18 protein-coding genes are annotated in these 13,921 nt (G+C 65.9%); 13 read left to right on the forward strand and 5 right to left on the reverse strand.

Annotation, left to right across the window (positions count from 1 at the left end; genetic code table 11):
- Positions 1 to 56: 56 nt before the first annotated feature.
- The 3 genes from phaZ (at position 57) to PJW05_RS24700 (ending at position 3,457) form a co-directional block, all read left to right on the forward strand.
- Positions 57 to 914: a poly(3-hydroxyalkanoate) depolymerase gene (phaZ, locus tag PJW05_RS24690; protein ID WP_271409559.1), complete on the forward strand. Its 858-nt coding sequence runs from the start codon at positions 57 to 59 to the stop codon at positions 912 to 914.
- Between the two features lie 171 nt (positions 915 to 1,085).
- Complete coding sequence (gene phaC, locus PJW05_RS24695) at positions 1,086 to 2,768, forward strand: class II poly(R)-hydroxyalkanoic acid synthase (protein ID WP_271409560.1); 1,683 nt, start codon at positions 1,086 to 1,088, stop codon at positions 2,766 to 2,768.
- A 74-nt stretch (positions 2,769 to 2,842) separates the two neighbouring features.
- Positions 2,843 to 3,457, forward strand: a complete 615-nt coding sequence (locus PJW05_RS24700) for a TetR/AcrR family transcriptional regulator (RefSeq protein ID WP_271409561.1) — start codon at positions 2,843 to 2,845, stop codon at positions 3,455 to 3,457.
- A gap of 48 nt (positions 3,458 to 3,505) precedes the next feature.
- Here the strand turns inward: PJW05_RS24700 and PJW05_RS24705 are convergent, their stop codons facing one another.
- The 3 genes from PJW05_RS24705 to PJW05_RS24715 all read right to left on the reverse strand — a co-directional run bounded on the left by PJW05_RS24705 (position 3,506) and on the right by PJW05_RS24715 (position 5,255).
- On the reverse strand, positions 3,506 to 4,312 hold the full coding sequence (locus tag PJW05_RS24705; protein ID WP_271409562.1) for a phasin family protein: 807 nt from the start codon (positions 4,310 to 4,312) through the stop codon (positions 3,506 to 3,508).
- A 10-nt stretch (positions 4,313 to 4,322) separates the two neighbouring features.
- Complete coding sequence (locus tag PJW05_RS24710; RefSeq protein ID WP_271409563.1) at positions 4,323 to 4,754, reverse strand: phasin family protein; 432 nt, start codon at positions 4,752 to 4,754, stop codon at positions 4,323 to 4,325.
- Positions 4,755 to 4,979: 225 nt separating this feature from the next.
- Positions 4,980 to 5,255 carry a polyhydroxyalkanoic acid system family protein gene (locus PJW05_RS24715; RefSeq protein WP_271409564.1) on the reverse strand — a complete coding sequence of 92 codons (276 nt, stop codon included), beginning with the start codon at positions 5,253 to 5,255 and terminating at the stop codon, positions 4,980 to 4,982.
- Between the two features lie 142 nt (positions 5,256 to 5,397).
- Here PJW05_RS24715 and ubiE point away from each other — a divergent pair, with 142 nt between their 5' ends.
- The 10 genes from ubiE to PJW05_RS24765 all read left to right on the forward strand — a co-directional run bounded on the left by ubiE (position 5,398) and on the right by PJW05_RS24765 (position 11,919).
- Complete coding sequence (gene ubiE, locus PJW05_RS24720) at positions 5,398 to 6,168, forward strand: bifunctional demethylmenaquinone methyltransferase/2-methoxy-6-polyprenyl-1,4-benzoquinol methylase UbiE (RefSeq protein WP_271409565.1); 771 nt, start codon at positions 5,398 to 5,400, stop codon at positions 6,166 to 6,168.
- The gene (locus PJW05_RS24725; protein ID WP_271409566.1) at positions 6,168 to 6,785 is read left to right on the forward strand and encodes a ubiquinone biosynthesis accessory factor UbiJ; all 618 of its coding nucleotides are present in this window, start codon (positions 6,168 to 6,170) and stop codon (positions 6,783 to 6,785) included. Before ubiE ends, PJW05_RS24725 begins: the two co-directional genes overlap by 1 nt.
- Positions 6,782 to 8,374: a ubiquinone biosynthesis regulatory protein kinase UbiB gene (ubiB, locus tag PJW05_RS24730; protein WP_271409567.1), complete on the forward strand. Its 1,593-nt coding sequence runs from the start codon at positions 6,782 to 6,784 to the stop codon at positions 8,372 to 8,374. The genes PJW05_RS24725 and ubiB overlap by 4 nt, the downstream gene beginning before the upstream one ends.
- 79 nt (positions 8,375 to 8,453) lie before the next feature.
- Positions 8,454 to 8,855, forward strand: a complete 402-nt coding sequence (hisI, locus tag PJW05_RS24735; protein ID WP_271409568.1) for a phosphoribosyl-AMP cyclohydrolase — start codon at positions 8,454 to 8,456, stop codon at positions 8,853 to 8,855.
- On the forward strand, positions 8,848 to 9,183 hold the full coding sequence (locus PJW05_RS24740; protein ID WP_271409569.1) for a phosphoribosyl-ATP diphosphatase: 336 nt from the start codon (positions 8,848 to 8,850) through the stop codon (positions 9,181 to 9,183). Before hisI ends, PJW05_RS24740 begins: the two co-directional genes overlap by 8 nt.
- A gap of 25 nt (positions 9,184 to 9,208) precedes the next feature.
- The gene (locus PJW05_RS24745) at positions 9,209 to 9,469 is read left to right on the forward strand and encodes a twin-arginine translocase TatA/TatE family subunit (RefSeq protein ID WP_271409570.1); all 261 of its coding nucleotides are present in this window, start codon (positions 9,209 to 9,211) and stop codon (positions 9,467 to 9,469) included.
- 6 nt (positions 9,470 to 9,475) lie between these two features.
- Positions 9,476 to 9,949, forward strand: coding sequence for a Sec-independent protein translocase protein TatB (tatB, locus tag PJW05_RS24750; protein WP_271409571.1), 474 nt, complete (start codon positions 9,476 to 9,478; stop codon positions 9,947 to 9,949).
- A complete protein-coding gene (gene tatC / locus PJW05_RS24755; RefSeq protein ID WP_271409572.1) occupies positions 9,946 to 10,740 on the forward strand; it encodes a twin-arginine translocase subunit TatC in 795 nt (264 codons plus the stop codon). Before tatB ends, tatC begins: the two co-directional genes overlap by 4 nt.
- Positions 10,737 to 11,444 (forward strand): 16S rRNA (uracil(1498)-N(3))-methyltransferase, encoded by a 708-nt coding sequence (locus PJW05_RS24760; protein WP_271409573.1) that lies wholly within the window; start codon positions 10,737 to 10,739, stop codon positions 11,442 to 11,444. The genes tatC and PJW05_RS24760 overlap by 4 nt, the downstream gene beginning before the upstream one ends.
- A 52-nt stretch (positions 11,445 to 11,496) precedes the next feature.
- On the forward strand, positions 11,497 to 11,919 hold the full coding sequence (locus PJW05_RS24765) for a UPF0158 family protein (protein ID WP_271409574.1): 423 nt from the start codon (positions 11,497 to 11,499) through the stop codon (positions 11,917 to 11,919).
- Between the two features lie 288 nt (positions 11,920 to 12,207).
- Here PJW05_RS24765 and PJW05_RS24770 read toward each other — a convergent pair whose 3' ends face one another.
- Both PJW05_RS24770 and PJW05_RS24775 read right to left on the reverse strand, forming a co-directional pair.
- Positions 12,208 to 12,942: an amino acid ABC transporter ATP-binding protein gene (locus PJW05_RS24770; protein WP_271409575.1), complete on the reverse strand. Its 735-nt coding sequence runs from the start codon at positions 12,940 to 12,942 to the stop codon at positions 12,208 to 12,210.
- A complete protein-coding gene (locus PJW05_RS24775; protein WP_271409576.1) occupies positions 12,935 to 13,897 on the reverse strand; it encodes an amino acid ABC transporter permease in 963 nt (320 codons plus the stop codon). The genes PJW05_RS24770 and PJW05_RS24775 overlap by 8 nt, the downstream gene beginning before the upstream one ends.
- Positions 13,898 to 13,921 lie beyond the last annotated feature (24 nt).

Consider the following 13,921-nt stretch of genomic DNA (forward strand, 5'->3'; position numbering starts at 1 on the left):
TTCGGGAGGAGTCGCCGAAGGCTTCTCCCGGTTTTCTAATCAATAGGGCTTCGCGCATGCCGCTACCTTTCGTATTCCGAACCATCGAGCTGGACGGCCAGACCATCCGTACCGCCGTCCGCCCCGGTCAGTCGCACATGACACCGCTGCTGATCTTCAACGGCATCGGCGCCAACCTCGAGCTGGTGTTCCCCTTCGTCCACGCCCTGGACCCGGACCTGGAAGTGATTGCCTTCGACGTGCCCGGCGTCGGTGGTTCGTCCACCCCCAGCACGCCCTATCGCTTTTCCGGCCTGGCCAAGCTGGCGGCACGCATGCTGGATTACCTGGATTACGGCCAGGTCAGCGCCATCGGCGTGTCCTGGGGCGGCGCGCTGGCCCAGCAGTTCGCCCACGACTACCCGGAACGCTGCAAGAAGCTGATCCTCGCCGCCACCTCGGCGGGCGCCGTGATGGTGCCGGGCAAACCCAAGGTGCTCTGGCGCATGGCCAGTCCGCGGCGTTACATCCAGCCCTCCTACGGCGTGCACATCGCCCCGGACATCTATGGCGGCGCCTTCCGTCGCGACCCCAGGCTGGCCCTGGCGCACGCCAGCAAAGTGCGCTCCTCCGGCAAGATGGGCTACTACTGGCAGCTGTTCGCCGGGCTTGGCTGGACCAGCATCCACTGGCTGCACCGTATCCGCCAGCCGACCCTGGTGCTGGCCGGCGACGACGACCCGATCATCCCGCTGGTGAACATGCGTCTGCTGGCCTGGCGCATTCCCAACGCGGAACTTCACGTAATCGATGACGGCCACCTGTTCCTGGTGACCCGCGCCGAGACCGTGGCGCCGATCATCATGAAATTCCTCGCCGAAGAGCGCCAACGGGCCGTGATCCACCCCCAGGCGATGCCGCTGCGAACCGGTTGAAGGGCAAGGCGCTCCCTTGTGGGGCGACGGCCGGCACCCCGTTCCAGCGCGGTGCATGCTGTCATCGACTTGAATTCTGCCCGCGATAGTCTGGAATGCACTTCGTGCTTCTGATGGTACAACCCTTGCTGTAGACCTCCTGACCACGGACCGAATACGGAGCGTTGCCCCATGCGAGAAAAACAAATCCCGGGCACCTTGCCGGTACCTGCCGCCTTCATGAATGCGCAGAACGCCATCGTCGGCTTGCGCGGCAAGGATCTGTTCTCCACCGTACGCAACCTGGCGCTGCAAGGATTGCGGCACCCTGTGCACAGCGCGCGACACGTGTTCGCCTTCGGCAGCCAGGTCAGCCGCGTACTGCTCGGCGATACCCTGTACCAGCCCAATCCGCAGGACAGCCGCTTCGCCGATCCGTCCTGGCAGCACAACCCCTTCTATCGCCGTGGCCTGCAGGTCTATCTCGCCTGGCAGAAGCAACTCAGCGCCTGGATCGATGAAAGCGATCTCAACGACGACGACCGCGCCCGCGCGCGCTTCGTCCTGGCCCAGTTGAGCGACGCCCTCGCGCCAACCAACAGCCTGCTCAATCCACTGGCGGTGAAGGAGCTTTTCAATACCGGCGGCCTCAGCCTGATCAAGGGCATGAGCCACCTGCTGGACGACCTGCTGCACAACGACGGCATGCCCAGCCAGGTCAGCAAGCACGCCTTCGAGATCGGCCGCAACCTGGCCGTCACCCCCGGCGCGGTGGTCTTCCGCAACGAGCTGCTGGAGCTGATCCAGTACAAGCCGATGAGCGAGAAGCAATACCTGCGCCCCCTGCTGGTGGTGCCGCCGCAGATCAACAAGTACTACATCTTCGACCTCAGCCCGGATAAGAGCTTCGTCCAGTACGCCCTCAAGAACGGCCTGCAGGTGTTCATGGTGAGCTGGCGCAACCCGGACGCGCGCCATCGCGAATGGGGCCTGTCCACCTACGTGCAAGCCCTGGAGGAAGCCTTCGAGGCCTGCCGCGCCATTACCGGCAGCAAGGAAGTTAACCTGCTGGGTGCCTGCGCCGGCGGCCTCACCATCGCCGCCCTGCAAGGCCACCTGCAGGCGCGCCGGCAGATGCGCAAGGTCAGCAGCGCGAGCTACCTGGTCAGCCTGCTGGACAGCCAGGTCGACAGCCCCGCCGTGCTCTTCGCCGACGAGCAGACCCTGGAAGCCGCCAAACGCCGCTCGTACCAGGCCGGCGTGCTGGAGGGCAAGGCCATGGCCAAGGTGTTCGCCTGGATGCGCCCCAACGACCTGGTGTGGAACTACTTCGTCAACAACTACCTGCTGGGCCGCGAACCCCCGGCTTTCGACATTCTTTACTGGAACAACGACAACACCCGCCTGCCCGCCGCGCTGCACGGCGACATGCTGGACTTCTTCAAGCACAACCCGCTCGCCCGCAGCGGCGGCCTGGAGATCTGCGGCACCCCCATCGACCTGCAGAAGGTCACGGTGGACAGCTTCAGCGTGGCCGGCATCAACGACCACATCACCCCCTGGGACGCCGTCTACCGCTCCGCCCTGCTGCTGGGCGGGGATAGTCGCTTCGTGCTGTCGAACAGCGGGCATATCCAGAGCATCCTCAACCCGCCGGGCAACCCCAAGGCCAACTACTACGAGAACGGCAAGCTGAGCTCCGACCCGCGCGCCTGGTACTACGATGCCAAGCATGTGCAGGGCAGCTGGTGGCCGCAGTGGCTGGGCTGGATTCAGGAGCGTGCCGGCGAACAGCGGGAAACCATCATGGCCCTGGGCAACCAGGACTACCCACCCATGGAGGCCGCGCCCGGCACTTACGTGCACGTACGTTGAGCCCAACGGACCGGCCGGACCTGTCGTCCGGCCGGCCCTTCACCCGACCCCGGAAAGCCTGACAAGAACCCTGGATGAAGACCCGCGACCGCATCCTCGAATGCGCCCTCGAACTGTTCAACCGCAACGGCGAACCCAATGTCACCACGCTGGAAATCGCCACTGAACTGGGCATCAGTCCCGGCAACCTCTACTACCACTTCCACGGCAAGGAACCGCTGGTGATGGCGCTGTTCGAGCGTTTCCAGGAACAGCTGGCGCCGTTGCTCGACCCACCTGACGACGCGCGCCTCGACGCTGAGGATTACTGGCTGTTCCTGCACCTGATCGTCGAGCGCCTGGCGCAGTACCGGTTCCTGTTCCAGGACCTCTCCAATCTCGCCGGACGCTTGCCGAAGCTGGCGCGGGGGATGCGCAACTGGCTCAACCACCTCAAGCGCACCCTGGCCGCGCTGCTGGCCCGGCTCAAGGCCGAGCAGCAGTTGGTCAGTGATACCGAGGCCCTCGGCCAACTGGTGGAACAGATCACCCTGACCCTGCTGTTCTCACTCGATTACCAGCGGGTGCTGGGCAGCAGCGGCGAGATCCGCCTGGTGGTCTATCAGGTGATGATGCTGGTGGCGCCGCACCTGCGGCCCGGCTCGCGACACGCCGCCGAACAACTGGCCAGGCGCTATCTGGAAGCCTGAAACGAAAACGCCCGGACAAGCCGGGCGTTTTCGTCATATCGACACGACTCAGGACTGGCTGGTCGGCGGAGTGGCCGGCGCCGCCGGGGCCGCACTTGCCGGAGCAGCAGCGGCAGCCGGTGCCGCGGGTGCAGGGCTCGCAGCCGGCGCGGCGGGCTTGGCGACCTTGGGCGCAGCGGGCTTCTTCGCGACCGGCTTCTTCGCCGCGGCCGGTTTGGCAGCGGCAGCGGGCTTGGCAGCGGGCTTCGCTGCGGCGGGCTTGGCGGCAGATGCCGGTTTCGCGGCCTTCGCAGCCGGTTTGGCAGCGGCGGCCGGCTTCGCAGCGGGCTTGGCGGCAGCAGCCTTGGGCGCCGGCTTGGCGACCACTTTGGCGGCAGGCTTGGCCGCAACCTTGGCAGCCGGCTTGGCGGCTGGCTTGACCGATTTGGCCGACACGCCAGCGAGCTTCTCGAGCTGCTTGGTCAGGGCATCCACCTTGCCTTGCAGGTCTTTCACCTCACTGCGGCTGGGCACGCCGAGACGGGAAATGGCACTGTTCAGACGCTTGTCGAAAGCCTCTTCCAGCTCGCTCCACTTGCCGATGGCCTTGCCCTTGACCTCTTCGACCTTGGACTTGGCCGAACCCACGCGGGAGCCCACCTTCGACTTCACCGCGCCCACCTGCTTGTCCACCTCGGTCTTGGCCTGCTTTTCGGCCTTCTCGCCATCCTTGACCAGCGTATCGAACAGCTTGGAGCCGTCGTTGCTGATCTTCGAGTAGGCCCCCAAGCCAGCCAACCAGATCTGGCGCGAGTAGTTCTCGATCTCGCCGATCCAGGAGTTGGTGTCTTTATCGGTTTTCTTCTTGCCAGCCATCCTGCTCTCCTTATTTGGTTCGCGCGACGTGCTCGAGCAACGCGCTCAGCTCATCAAGCTTAGCAGAGAGTGCCTCAACATCCTGCCGGGAGGGAATGCCGATGCGGTTGAGTGCGCTGGCGACACGACTGTCGAATGCCTTCTCGATCTTGTCGAACTGCACTTCGACCTTTTCCTTCACGCCGCTGACGCTGCTCTTCACATTGTCGAACTGGCTGTTGGCGGCCTCGACCTGCTGATCCACCAGCTTCTTGCCCTGCTTCTCGACGCCTTCGCCGGCCTTCACCAGTTCCTTGAAATAGTCCACGCCCTCGGCGCCGACCTTGGCATAGGCCCCCAGGCCAGCCAGCCAGATCTTGCGAGCGTAAAGCTTCGCATCGGCAAGGACGGTGGACTTGCTTTCGACTTTCTCGGTTTTCTTCTTGACGGCTACTTTGGCCATGGCACACCTCACGCAGAAGTTTGGAGGACTCGTCCTTTGCAGGACTTGAGCGCAAGGTAGCGATGAAAATTAGAAACCGCATACTAGCCACGGAGTCGTCGCGCTCGGACCGGAGGTTGGTGCCGGGCGGAGCGAGGCCCAGCAAGGGGCGGCGCATCGGAATCGTTGGGATTCGCACGCTCAGCGCCAACCCGCAAGAGGGTCATTGCCGACGGGCCTGGCCACTCAAACCAGGTATTCGTCCAGCGCCTTCTCGATCTCGCGCTTGATGCTGCCGCTCAGTGCCGACAGCAGCAGGCCGAGCTTGACCTCCACGCGCACCCGGGCGTCACTCACTTCGATTGCGCCGTCGGCGCCGCTGCGCTTGAACTCCAGGGTGTCGCCGCGCCACTGGTAACGCACGTCGTATTCACGGGCCAGACGCTCGGCCAGCCTCTCGGCCTTCTCCCGGACGGCCTCGCGACCGAGGCTGTGGGAACGTTCTACATGAATACGCGCCATGGGCGACTCCTGAGCTGCGGCCTTTGGTCGCGCGACTATACCAGCCCGCGCGGGCCCCGGCCGCACCCCTCGCCATCCACCGCCAAGACAAAGCCGGGCGCCGGCATTAGAATGGCCGCCATTCAATTCCGGTGGCAGCGACATGAACGATCCGCGCAAAGGCAACGACGCCGAACCCACGACCCACTTCGGCTACCAGCAGGTTCCCGAAAGCCAGAAGGCCGACAAGGTCGCTGACGTCTTCCACTCGGTGGCGGCCAAGTACGACCTGATGAACGACCTGATGTCCGCTGGCGTCCACCGCCTGTGGAAGCGCTTCACCATCGAGCTGTCCGGCGTGCGTCCGGGCAACCGCGTGCTGGACATCGCCGGCGGCACCGGCGACCTCACCCGGCAGTTCTCGCGCCTGGTGGGCGCGACCGGCGAAGTCGTGCTGGCCGACATCAACGCCTCCATGCTCAAGGTGGGCCGCGACAAACTGCTGGACAGCGGTGTGGCCGGCAACGTCAGCTTCGTCCAGGCCGATGCCGAGAAGCTGCCCTTCCCCGACAACCATTTCGACACGGTCACCATCGCCTTCGGCCTGCGCAACGTCACCCACAAGGACGACGCCCTGCGCTCCATGCTGCGGGTGCTCAAGCCGGGCGGTCGCCTGCTGGTGCTGGAGTTTTCCAAGCCCACCAGCGGCCTGCTGTCCAAGGCCTACGACGCCTACTCCTTCAGCCTGCTGCCGCTGATGGGCAAGCTGATCACCAACGACGCCGAGAGCTACCGCTACCTGGCCGAGTCGATCCGCATGCACCCGGACCAGGAAACCCTCAAGGCGATGATGGCCGAGGCCGGATTCGAGCGCGTCACCTACCACAACATGACTGGCGGCATCGTCGCCCTGCACCGCGGTATCAAGCCCTGATGCTGACCCAGGCGCTGCTCGCCGGCATCGAACTCGGCCTCAACCGGGTGCTGACCCTGGACAGCACCGCGCTGCCGCGCATGACCAGGCTGGAAGGTAGTGTCATCGAAGTCGATTGCCAGAACCCGGAGCTGACCCTGTTCCTGCTGCCCGGCGGCGACGGCCTGAGACTCTCCGCCCACTGGTCGGCCCCCGCCGATTGCCGCCTGCGCGCGCCAGCCTCCAGCCTACTGAAACTCGCCACCACGAAAGAGAAAACCGCCGTCCTGCATAGCGCCGAGGTCACCCTGGAAGGCGATAGCGCCGCACTGCTGGAACTGGCCGCCATCCTCCAGGACCTCGAACTGGACTGGGAGTACGAACTGTCGCGCTGGCTCGGCCCGGTCGGCACCCAGTTGCTCGCCGGCCACCTGAAGAGCCGCGCGGGCTGGGCAGGACAGGGCCTGGACAGCCTGCGGCAGAACCTCGCCGACTACCTGGCCGAGGAATCGCGCACCCTGGTGGGCCGCCGCGAGGCCGACGCGCGCTTCGCCGAACTGGACCGCCTCAAGCTCGCCCTCGACCGCCTCGATGCCCGTGTCGAGCGCCTGAACCAGAGAAGCAAACCCGACGCATGAAGCTCCTCGCCGCCCGCCGCCTGTTGCGCATCCAGCAGGTCGTCATCCGCTACCGCCTCGATGACCTGCTGCTCGAACTGCCGCTGCCCTGGTGGCTGCGCGCGCTGAGCGTCCTCCTGCCCTGGCGCTGGCTGCCGCGCAAGGCACTGACCCAGTCCCGTGGCGCGCGCCTGCGCCTGGCCCTGGAAGACCTCGGACCGATCTTCATCAAGTTCGGCCAACTGCTCTCCACACGCCGCGACCTGCTGCCGCCGGACATCGCCGACGAACTGGCGCGCCTGCAGGATCGGGTGCCGCCGTTCTCCCCCGAGAAGGCCGTGGCGCGCATCGAGGAGCAACTCGGTGCCAAGGTCAGTCAGGTATTCGCCCGCTTCGACGTCGAGCCCCTGGCCTCGGCCTCGGTGGCCCAGGTCCACGCCGCCCAGTTGAAGAGCGGCGAAGAAGTGGTGGTGAAGGTGATCCGCCCCAACCTGCGGCCGATCATCCGCCAGGACCTCGCCTGGCTGTTCCTCCTCGCCCGCCTGGCCGAGCGCGTATCCGCCGACGCCCGCCGCCTGCGCCCGGTGGAGGTGGTGGGTGACTACGAAAAAACCATCTACGACGAGCTCGACCTGCTTCGCGAGGCCGCCAACGCCAGCCAGCTGCGACGCAACTTCGACGGTTCTCCGCTGCTCTACGTGCCCCAGGTCTACTGGGACTGGTGCCGCCCCAAGGTGCTGGTGATGGAACGCATCTACGGCATTCCGGTGACCGACCTGGCCACCCTCGCCGACCAGCGCACCGACATGAAGCTGCTGGCCGAGCGCGGCGTGGAAATCTTCTTCACCCAGGTGTTTCGCGACAGCTTCTTCCATGCCGACATGCACCCGGGGAACATCTTCGTCGCCACTCGCCAGCCCTGGAACCCGCAGTACATTGCCATCGACTGCGGCATCATCGGCAGCCTCACCCCCGAGGACCAGGACTACCTGGCGCGCAACCTGATCGCCTTCTTCAAGCGCGACTACCGTCGTGTGGCACAGCTGCACATCGACTCCGGCTGGGTCCCGCCGGAAACCAAGGTCAACGACTTCGAAGCAGCCATCCGCACCGTCTGCGAACCCATCTTCGAAAAGCCGCTGAAGGACATTTCCTTCGGCCAGCTGCTGCTGCGCCTGTTCCAGACCGCCCGCCGCTTCAACATGGAAGTCCAGCCGCAACTGGTGCTGCTGCAGAAGACCCTGCTGAACATCGAGGGCCTGGGCCGCCAGCTCTACCCGGACCTGGATCTCTGGACCACCGCCCAGCCCTTCCTGGAACGCTGGATGCGCGAGCGGGTGAACCCGCTGCAGCTGTTGCGTAACCTGCAGCAGCAGGCCGAGCAGGTGCCGCACCTGTCGCAGATCGCCCGCGACGCCCTGGAGCGTCTGGCCGTGCCCGCCGGCGCCGCGCAGAAATCCGTGCAACCGGATGACGCCCGCTGGCCGGCCCGCCTGCTCGGCGCCCTGCTGATCGCCGGCGCTGCCAGCCAGGGCCTGGCGCCCAGCGCCGACACCTGGCCGAGCTGGCTGATGCTGGCCGGCGGTCTCTATCTGGTGCTGCGCCGATAGCCAGCCCGGAGTGGCACTGGCACACTATTTCGAATCTGAGCGCCGGCTCCACGTGACCGGCCACGTTGTGGATGACCCGATGAAAGACTGGCTGGAAGAGATCAACTGGAATGCCGAAGGCCTGGTGCCGGCGATCGCCCAGGACCACGAAACGGGCCGGGTACTGATGATGGCCTGGATGAACCGCGAAGCCCTCGCCCTCACCGTCGCCGAGAACCGCGCCATCTACTGGTCACGCTCCCGCGGCAAGCTCTGGCGCAAGGGCGAGGAATCCGGCCACGTGCAACGCCTGCACGAGCTGCGCCTGGACTGTGATGCCGACGTCATCATCCTGTCGGTCGAACAGCTCGGCGGCATCGCCTGCCATACTGGCCGGGAAAGCTGCTTCTACCGCGTCTACGAGGACGGCGGCTGGAAGACCGTCGACCCCGTGCTCAAGGATCCGCATGCCATCTACGCCGCAGGACACAGCCATGAGTGATACCCTCACCCGCCTGGCCGAAGTGCTGGAGGAGCGCAAGAACGCCGCGCCCGACAGCTCCTACGTCGCCAGCCTGTACCACAAGGGCCTGAACAAGATCCTGGAGAAGGTCGGCGAAGAGGCAGTGGAAACCATCCTGGCCGCCAAGGACGCCGCCGCCGGTGGCGACGCCAGCGACCTGATCTACGAAACCGCCGACCTCTGGTTCCACAGCCTGGTCATGCTCGCCGCCCTCGGCCAGCACCCCCAGGCCGTGCTGGATGAACTGGACCGTCGCTTCGGCTTGTCCGGGCACGCCGAAAAGGCCGCCCGCCAGCCCTCCGCCTGACAACGACAATCAAGAGGAACACACCATGGGCATCTTCGACTGGAAACACTGGCTGGTCATTCTCATCGTCGTCGTGCTGGTCTTCGGCACCAAGCGCCTGAAGAACCTCGGTTCCGACGTCGGCGAAGCCATCAAGGGCTTCCGCAAGGCGATGAACACCGAGGAAGGCGACAAGGCCCCCGAACAGAACACCACCGCCCAGCAGTCCGGCGCCCCGCTGAACCCGCCGCATACCATCGACGGCCAGGCGCAGAAGGTTCAGGACCCGGTGACCCGCAAGGACTGACGCCCCATGTTCGGTATCAGCTTCGGTGAACTCCTGCTGATCGGCCTGATCGCCCTGCTGGTGCTCGGGCCCGAGCGGCTGCCCGGCGCGGCACGCACCGCCGGCCTGTGGATCGGCCGCCTGAAACGCAGCTTCAACACGATCAAGACCGAGGTCGAGCGCGAGATCGGCGCCGACGAGATTCGTCGCCAGTTGCATAACGAACACATCATGGCGCTGGAGAAGCAGATCAAGGAGAGCATCGTGCCGCCCACGGCCGAATCCCTGCTCTCCAATCCAAAGCCTGACGGCGACATGTCGGCGCCAAGCGCTTCCGCCAGCCCGGCACCGGCCGCACCCACCGCGCCCGCCGCAGGCACGGACGCACCGAACCCGCCCGGCCAGGGCGCGCCCGCCGAACCGTCCATCCCCGTGACGAACGAAGCGAGCGCAACCGCCGCGGCCCCCACCGAACCGCAACAGCCGTCCCGCACCCCATGAGCGACCAGAAGCCGGAACAGGACCAGGAAATGCCCCTGGTCTCGCACCTCACCGAACTGCGTACGCGCCTGTTGCGCTGCGTGGCGGCGATCTTCCTGATCTTCGCCTGCCTGTTCTACTTCGCCCAGAAGATCTACACCCTGGTCTCGGCGCCGCTGCGCCAATACCTGCCGGAAGGCGCGACCATGATCGCCACCGACGTGGCCTCGCCCTTCCTCACGCCGTTCAAGCTGACCATGGTGGTAGCGCTGTTTCTCGCCATGCCGGTGATCCTGCACCAGGTCTGGGGCTTCATCGCGCCCGGCCTGTACAAGCACGAGAAGCGCATCGCCCTGCCGTTGCTGATTTCCAGCATCGTGTTGTTCTACAGCGGCATGGCCTTCGCCTACTTCCTGGTGTTCCCGCTGGTCTTCCACTTCTTCGCCAGCGTGACCCCCGAAGGCGTGGCGATGATGACCGACATCGCCAGCTACCTCGACTTCGTGATGACGCTGTTCTTCGCCTTCGGCGTGGCGTTCGAGATACCGGTGGCCGTGGTGCTGCTGATCTGGATAGGCGTCGTGGACGTGGCCTACCTCAAGCGCATCCGTCCATACGTCATCATCGGCTGCTTCGTGGTGGGGATGATCCTCACCCCGCCGGACATCTTCTCCCAGACCCTGCTGGCCATACCCATGTGGCTGCTGTTCGAGGTGGGCGTGTTCTGCGGCGGCTTGATCCGCAAGCGTAGCGCCCACCCAGACGACGACGTCGAAGAGCCCGGCGACCAGCCGCCCGTCGCCCGCCCGTGAACCTGCTGCTTCTCGAAGACGCCGACTTCATCGCGGCGGACCGGGTGCGCCTGGAGGGTCGGCGCCTGAAGCACCTGCATGAAGTCCATCGCGCCGAGGCGGGCGACAGCCTGCGGATCGGTCGCCTCGGCGGCCAGATGGGCCAGGGCCACCTGCTGCGTCTGGACGCGAACTGCGCGGAGCTGGAGGTCGGCTTCGACCAGCCGCCGCCGGCGAAGCTGCCCATCACCCTGCTGCTGGCCCTGCCCCGGCCGAAGATGCTCCGCCGCGTGCTGCAGACCGTCGCCGCCATGGGCGTGCCCCGCCTGGTGCTGCTCAACAGCTACCGGGTGGAAAAGAGCTTCTGGCAGACCCCCTTCCTCGAACCGGCGGCCATCCGCGAGCAACTGATCCTCGGCCTGGAACAGGCGCGGGACACCGTGCTGCCCGAGGTGATCATCGAGAAGCGCTTCAAGCCCTTCGTCGAAGACCGGCTGCCGCAACTCGCTACCGACACCCTGGGGCTGGTGGGCCATCCGGGCGACTACCCGCCCTGCCCCCGTGCGGTCGATCGGGCCATTACCCTGGCCATTGGCCCGGAAGGCGGCTGGATTCCCTACGAGGTGGAGAAACTGGGCGCGGCCGGCCTGCAGCCGGTCCAGCTCGGTGAGCGCATCCTGCGCGTGGAGACGGCGGTTACCGCGCTGCTCGCCCGGCTGTTCTGAAGCGTGTCGCTGGCGTAGGCTGACGGCATCCTTCCGACATCGAGATTGAGCCATGCGCCCGCTGACCATCGACCTCGACCAGCTCGCCTTCGCCCTCAACACTGCCGGCCTCGATCACTACCTCGACCTGCTCAGCGGCAAGGTGCTGCTGATCCCCGAAGAGGACGCCGACCCCGAACTGGAAAACCTGCTGCGGGAAGAGCCGGAGCGTTTCCTGCTGGTGGAACCCCTCGGCCAGGCCGACGAACTGCGCCTGATGCAGGAATTCCTTCACGAGGTGGTCCACCCCCACGCCTATTCCGCCCTGCAGCAGGCCCTCGCGGGCCGCAAGCCGGCGCGTAGCTTCCGCCATGCGCTGATGGAATATCCGGTGCTGCTGCAAGCCTGGCATGGCTACGAGGCCGCGCGCCTGCGCGAGCTGGCCCAGGACTGGCTGGAAGAGAACGAGCTGCAGCCGGCAACGCCGCTGCACTGAGCACGGTATCAACGCGCTTCTGTGGGGGCGATTTCAATCGCTGGGCGGACCGCAGGCCTACCCTGGTGCCATCGGGGACCACTGCGCTGCCCCAAGCGAATGAATTCGCCCCCACAAGGGAGGTGGCATGGGGCAGAACGTAGGATGGGTAGAGGCACGAAACCCATCGCCCCGTCGTGATGGGTTTCGCTTCGCTCTAGCGGAACGCCGCCCGCACCCTCCTACGGGGCCTGGCCGAGGGTGGTCCGGGGTTCCGCAAGTGGGAATTTCCGCCTGCCAACCGCCCTGTCAGAGCACCTGGCGCAGGAAGTTCTGCGCACGCGGGTCCTGAGGCTGGGCGAAGAACTGCGCGGGAGGTGCATCTTCCAGCAGCTTGCCGTGATCGAAGAACAGCACCCGGTCGGCCACTTCGCGGGCGAAGCCCATCTCGTGGGTGACGCAGACCATGGTCATGCCTTCCTGGGCCAGTTGCTTCATCACGTCCAGCACCTCGCCGACCATTTCCGGGTCCAGCGCCGAGGTGGGCTCGTCGAACAGCATCACCTTGGGGTCCATGCACAGGGCGCGGGCAATGGCCACGCGCTGCTGCTGGCCACCGGAGAGGCGCGAAGGGAATTCGTTGGCCTTCTGCGCGATGCCCACCTTGGCCAGCAGCGCCTGGGCCTTGGCTTCGCGCTCGGCCTTGCCGCGCTTGCGCACGACCTTCTGCGCCAGGCAGAGGTTCTCCAGCACCGTCATGTGGGGGAACAGGTTGAAGTGCTGGAACACCATGCCCACTTCACGGCGGTAGGCGTTCACATCGGTCTTGGGGTTGGCGAGGTCGACGCCGTCGATGCTCACCGAACCGGAATCCAGCTCCTCCAGGCCATTCAGGCAGCGCAGGAAGGTGGACTTGCCGGAGCCCGAGGGTCCGATCACCACCACCACTTCGCCGCGTTTCACGGTGGTGGTGACGTTATCCACAGCCCGCACTTCATGGCCGCGGGCATCGAAGACTTTCAGCAGGTTACGGACTTCAATCACTTTTCCCGAGCCTCCGCTCCAGACGGCTGGCGATTTGCGACAGCGGCAGGTTGATGACGAGGTAGAGCGCGGCCACGCAGAACCAGATCTCGAAGGTGGAGAACGAGGTGGTGATGGCTTCGCGGCCGCTCTTGGTCAGCTCGGTGATGGCGATCACCGACACCAGGGAGGTGTCCTTGACCAGGCTGATGAACTGGCCGGCCAGCGGCGGCAGCACGCGCTTGAAAGCCTGCGGCAGGATCACGTGGCGCATGGACTGGCCGGCGGTCAGGCCCAGGGAGCGCGCGGCCTCGTTCTGGCCACGGGCGATGGACTGCACGCCGGCGCGAACGATCTCGCCGACATAGGCGCCGGTGAACAGCGCCAGCGCGGCGACCCCGGCGAACTCGCGGGAGAGGTTCAGCACGGTGCCGATGAAGAAGTAGAAGATGAAGATCTGCACCAGCAGCGGCGTGCCGCGCACCAACTCGACATAGACGGTGGAGAGGTCGCGCAGGGTGGGGTTGCCGGACAGGCGGCAGAGGCCGGTGAACAGGCCGATCAGCAGGCCGAAGGCACCGGACACCACGGATATCCACAGGGTGGTCCAGAGGCCCCAGAGCAGCGGACCGGCGGCCCAGTGGCGGGTCACGCCGATCGCATCGCCCTCGGATACGTCGTCGCCCTGGCTGACCTGCAGGCTGTCGCGAGCCACCTCCAGCACCTGCTCGTCGCCGCCCTCGGCGGTCAGGGTGACGCGGGCCATGTCGCCGGCCTCGGCGATGGCGCTGACGGTACCGTAGTCGGCGGCGCGCTGGGCTTCCTCCGCCTGGTAGACGAAGTACTGCGGGACGCGGTTCCAGCGCCATTCGTAGGAAATCAGCGAAGTGGAGTACCAGAGGCCCCAGCCCGTCACGACCAGGATGAAGCCGGTCAGGATGTGCCAGGGCCAGGTGCGGCGATGCTTTCTAGTCACGGGAAATCTCGCTCATGGCGGGGA

This window comes from Pseudomonas sp. Q1-7 (assembly GCF_028010285.1).
Taxonomy (GTDB): Bacteria; Pseudomonadota; Gammaproteobacteria; order Pseudomonadales; family Pseudomonadaceae; genus Metapseudomonas.

Excerpts from the sequence above, each read along its gene's own strand:
- PJW05_RS24700 (WP_271409561.1), top strand. The coding sequence starts at position 2,843 with ATGAAGACCCGCGACCGCATCCTCGAATGCGCCCTCGAACTGTTCAAC.
- PJW05_RS24715 (WP_271409564.1), bottom strand. The coding sequence starts at position 5,255 with ATGGCGCGTATTCATGTAGAACGTTCCCACAGCCTCGGTCGCGAGGCC.
- tatC (WP_271409572.1), top strand. The coding sequence starts at position 9,946 with ATGAGCGACCAGAAGCCGGAACAGGACCAGGAAATGCCCCTGGTCTCG.
- tatB (WP_271409571.1), top strand. The coding sequence starts at position 9,476 with ATGTTCGGTATCAGCTTCGGTGAACTCCTGCTGATCGGCCTGATCGCC.
- PJW05_RS24740 (WP_271409569.1), top strand. The coding sequence starts at position 8,848 with ATGAGTGATACCCTCACCCGCCTGGCCGAAGTGCTGGAGGAGCGCAAG.
- phaZ (WP_271409559.1), top strand. The coding sequence starts at position 57 with ATGCCGCTACCTTTCGTATTCCGAACCATCGAGCTGGACGGCCAGACC.
- ubiB (WP_271409567.1), top strand. The coding sequence starts at position 6,782 with ATGAAGCTCCTCGCCGCCCGCCGCCTGTTGCGCATCCAGCAGGTCGTC.
- PJW05_RS24710 (WP_271409563.1), bottom strand. The coding sequence starts at position 4,754 with ATGGCCAAAGTAGCCGTCAAGAAGAAAACCGAGAAAGTCGAAAGCAAG.
- PJW05_RS24725 (WP_271409566.1), top strand. The coding sequence starts at position 6,168 with ATGCTGACCCAGGCGCTGCTCGCCGGCATCGAACTCGGCCTCAACCGG.
- hisI (WP_271409568.1), top strand. The coding sequence starts at position 8,454 with ATGAAAGACTGGCTGGAAGAGATCAACTGGAATGCCGAAGGCCTGGTG.
- phaC (WP_271409560.1), top strand. The coding sequence starts at position 1,086 with ATGCGAGAAAAACAAATCCCGGGCACCTTGCCGGTACCTGCCGCCTTC.
- PJW05_RS24705 (WP_271409562.1), bottom strand. The coding sequence starts at position 4,312 with ATGGCTGGCAAGAAGAAAACCGATAAAGACACCAACTCCTGGATCGGC.
- PJW05_RS24745 (WP_271409570.1), top strand. The coding sequence starts at position 9,209 with ATGGGCATCTTCGACTGGAAACACTGGCTGGTCATTCTCATCGTCGTC.
- PJW05_RS24765 (WP_271409574.1), top strand. The coding sequence starts at position 11,497 with ATGCGCCCGCTGACCATCGACCTCGACCAGCTCGCCTTCGCCCTCAAC.
- ubiE (WP_271409565.1), top strand. The coding sequence starts at position 5,398 with ATGAACGATCCGCGCAAAGGCAACGACGCCGAACCCACGACCCACTTC.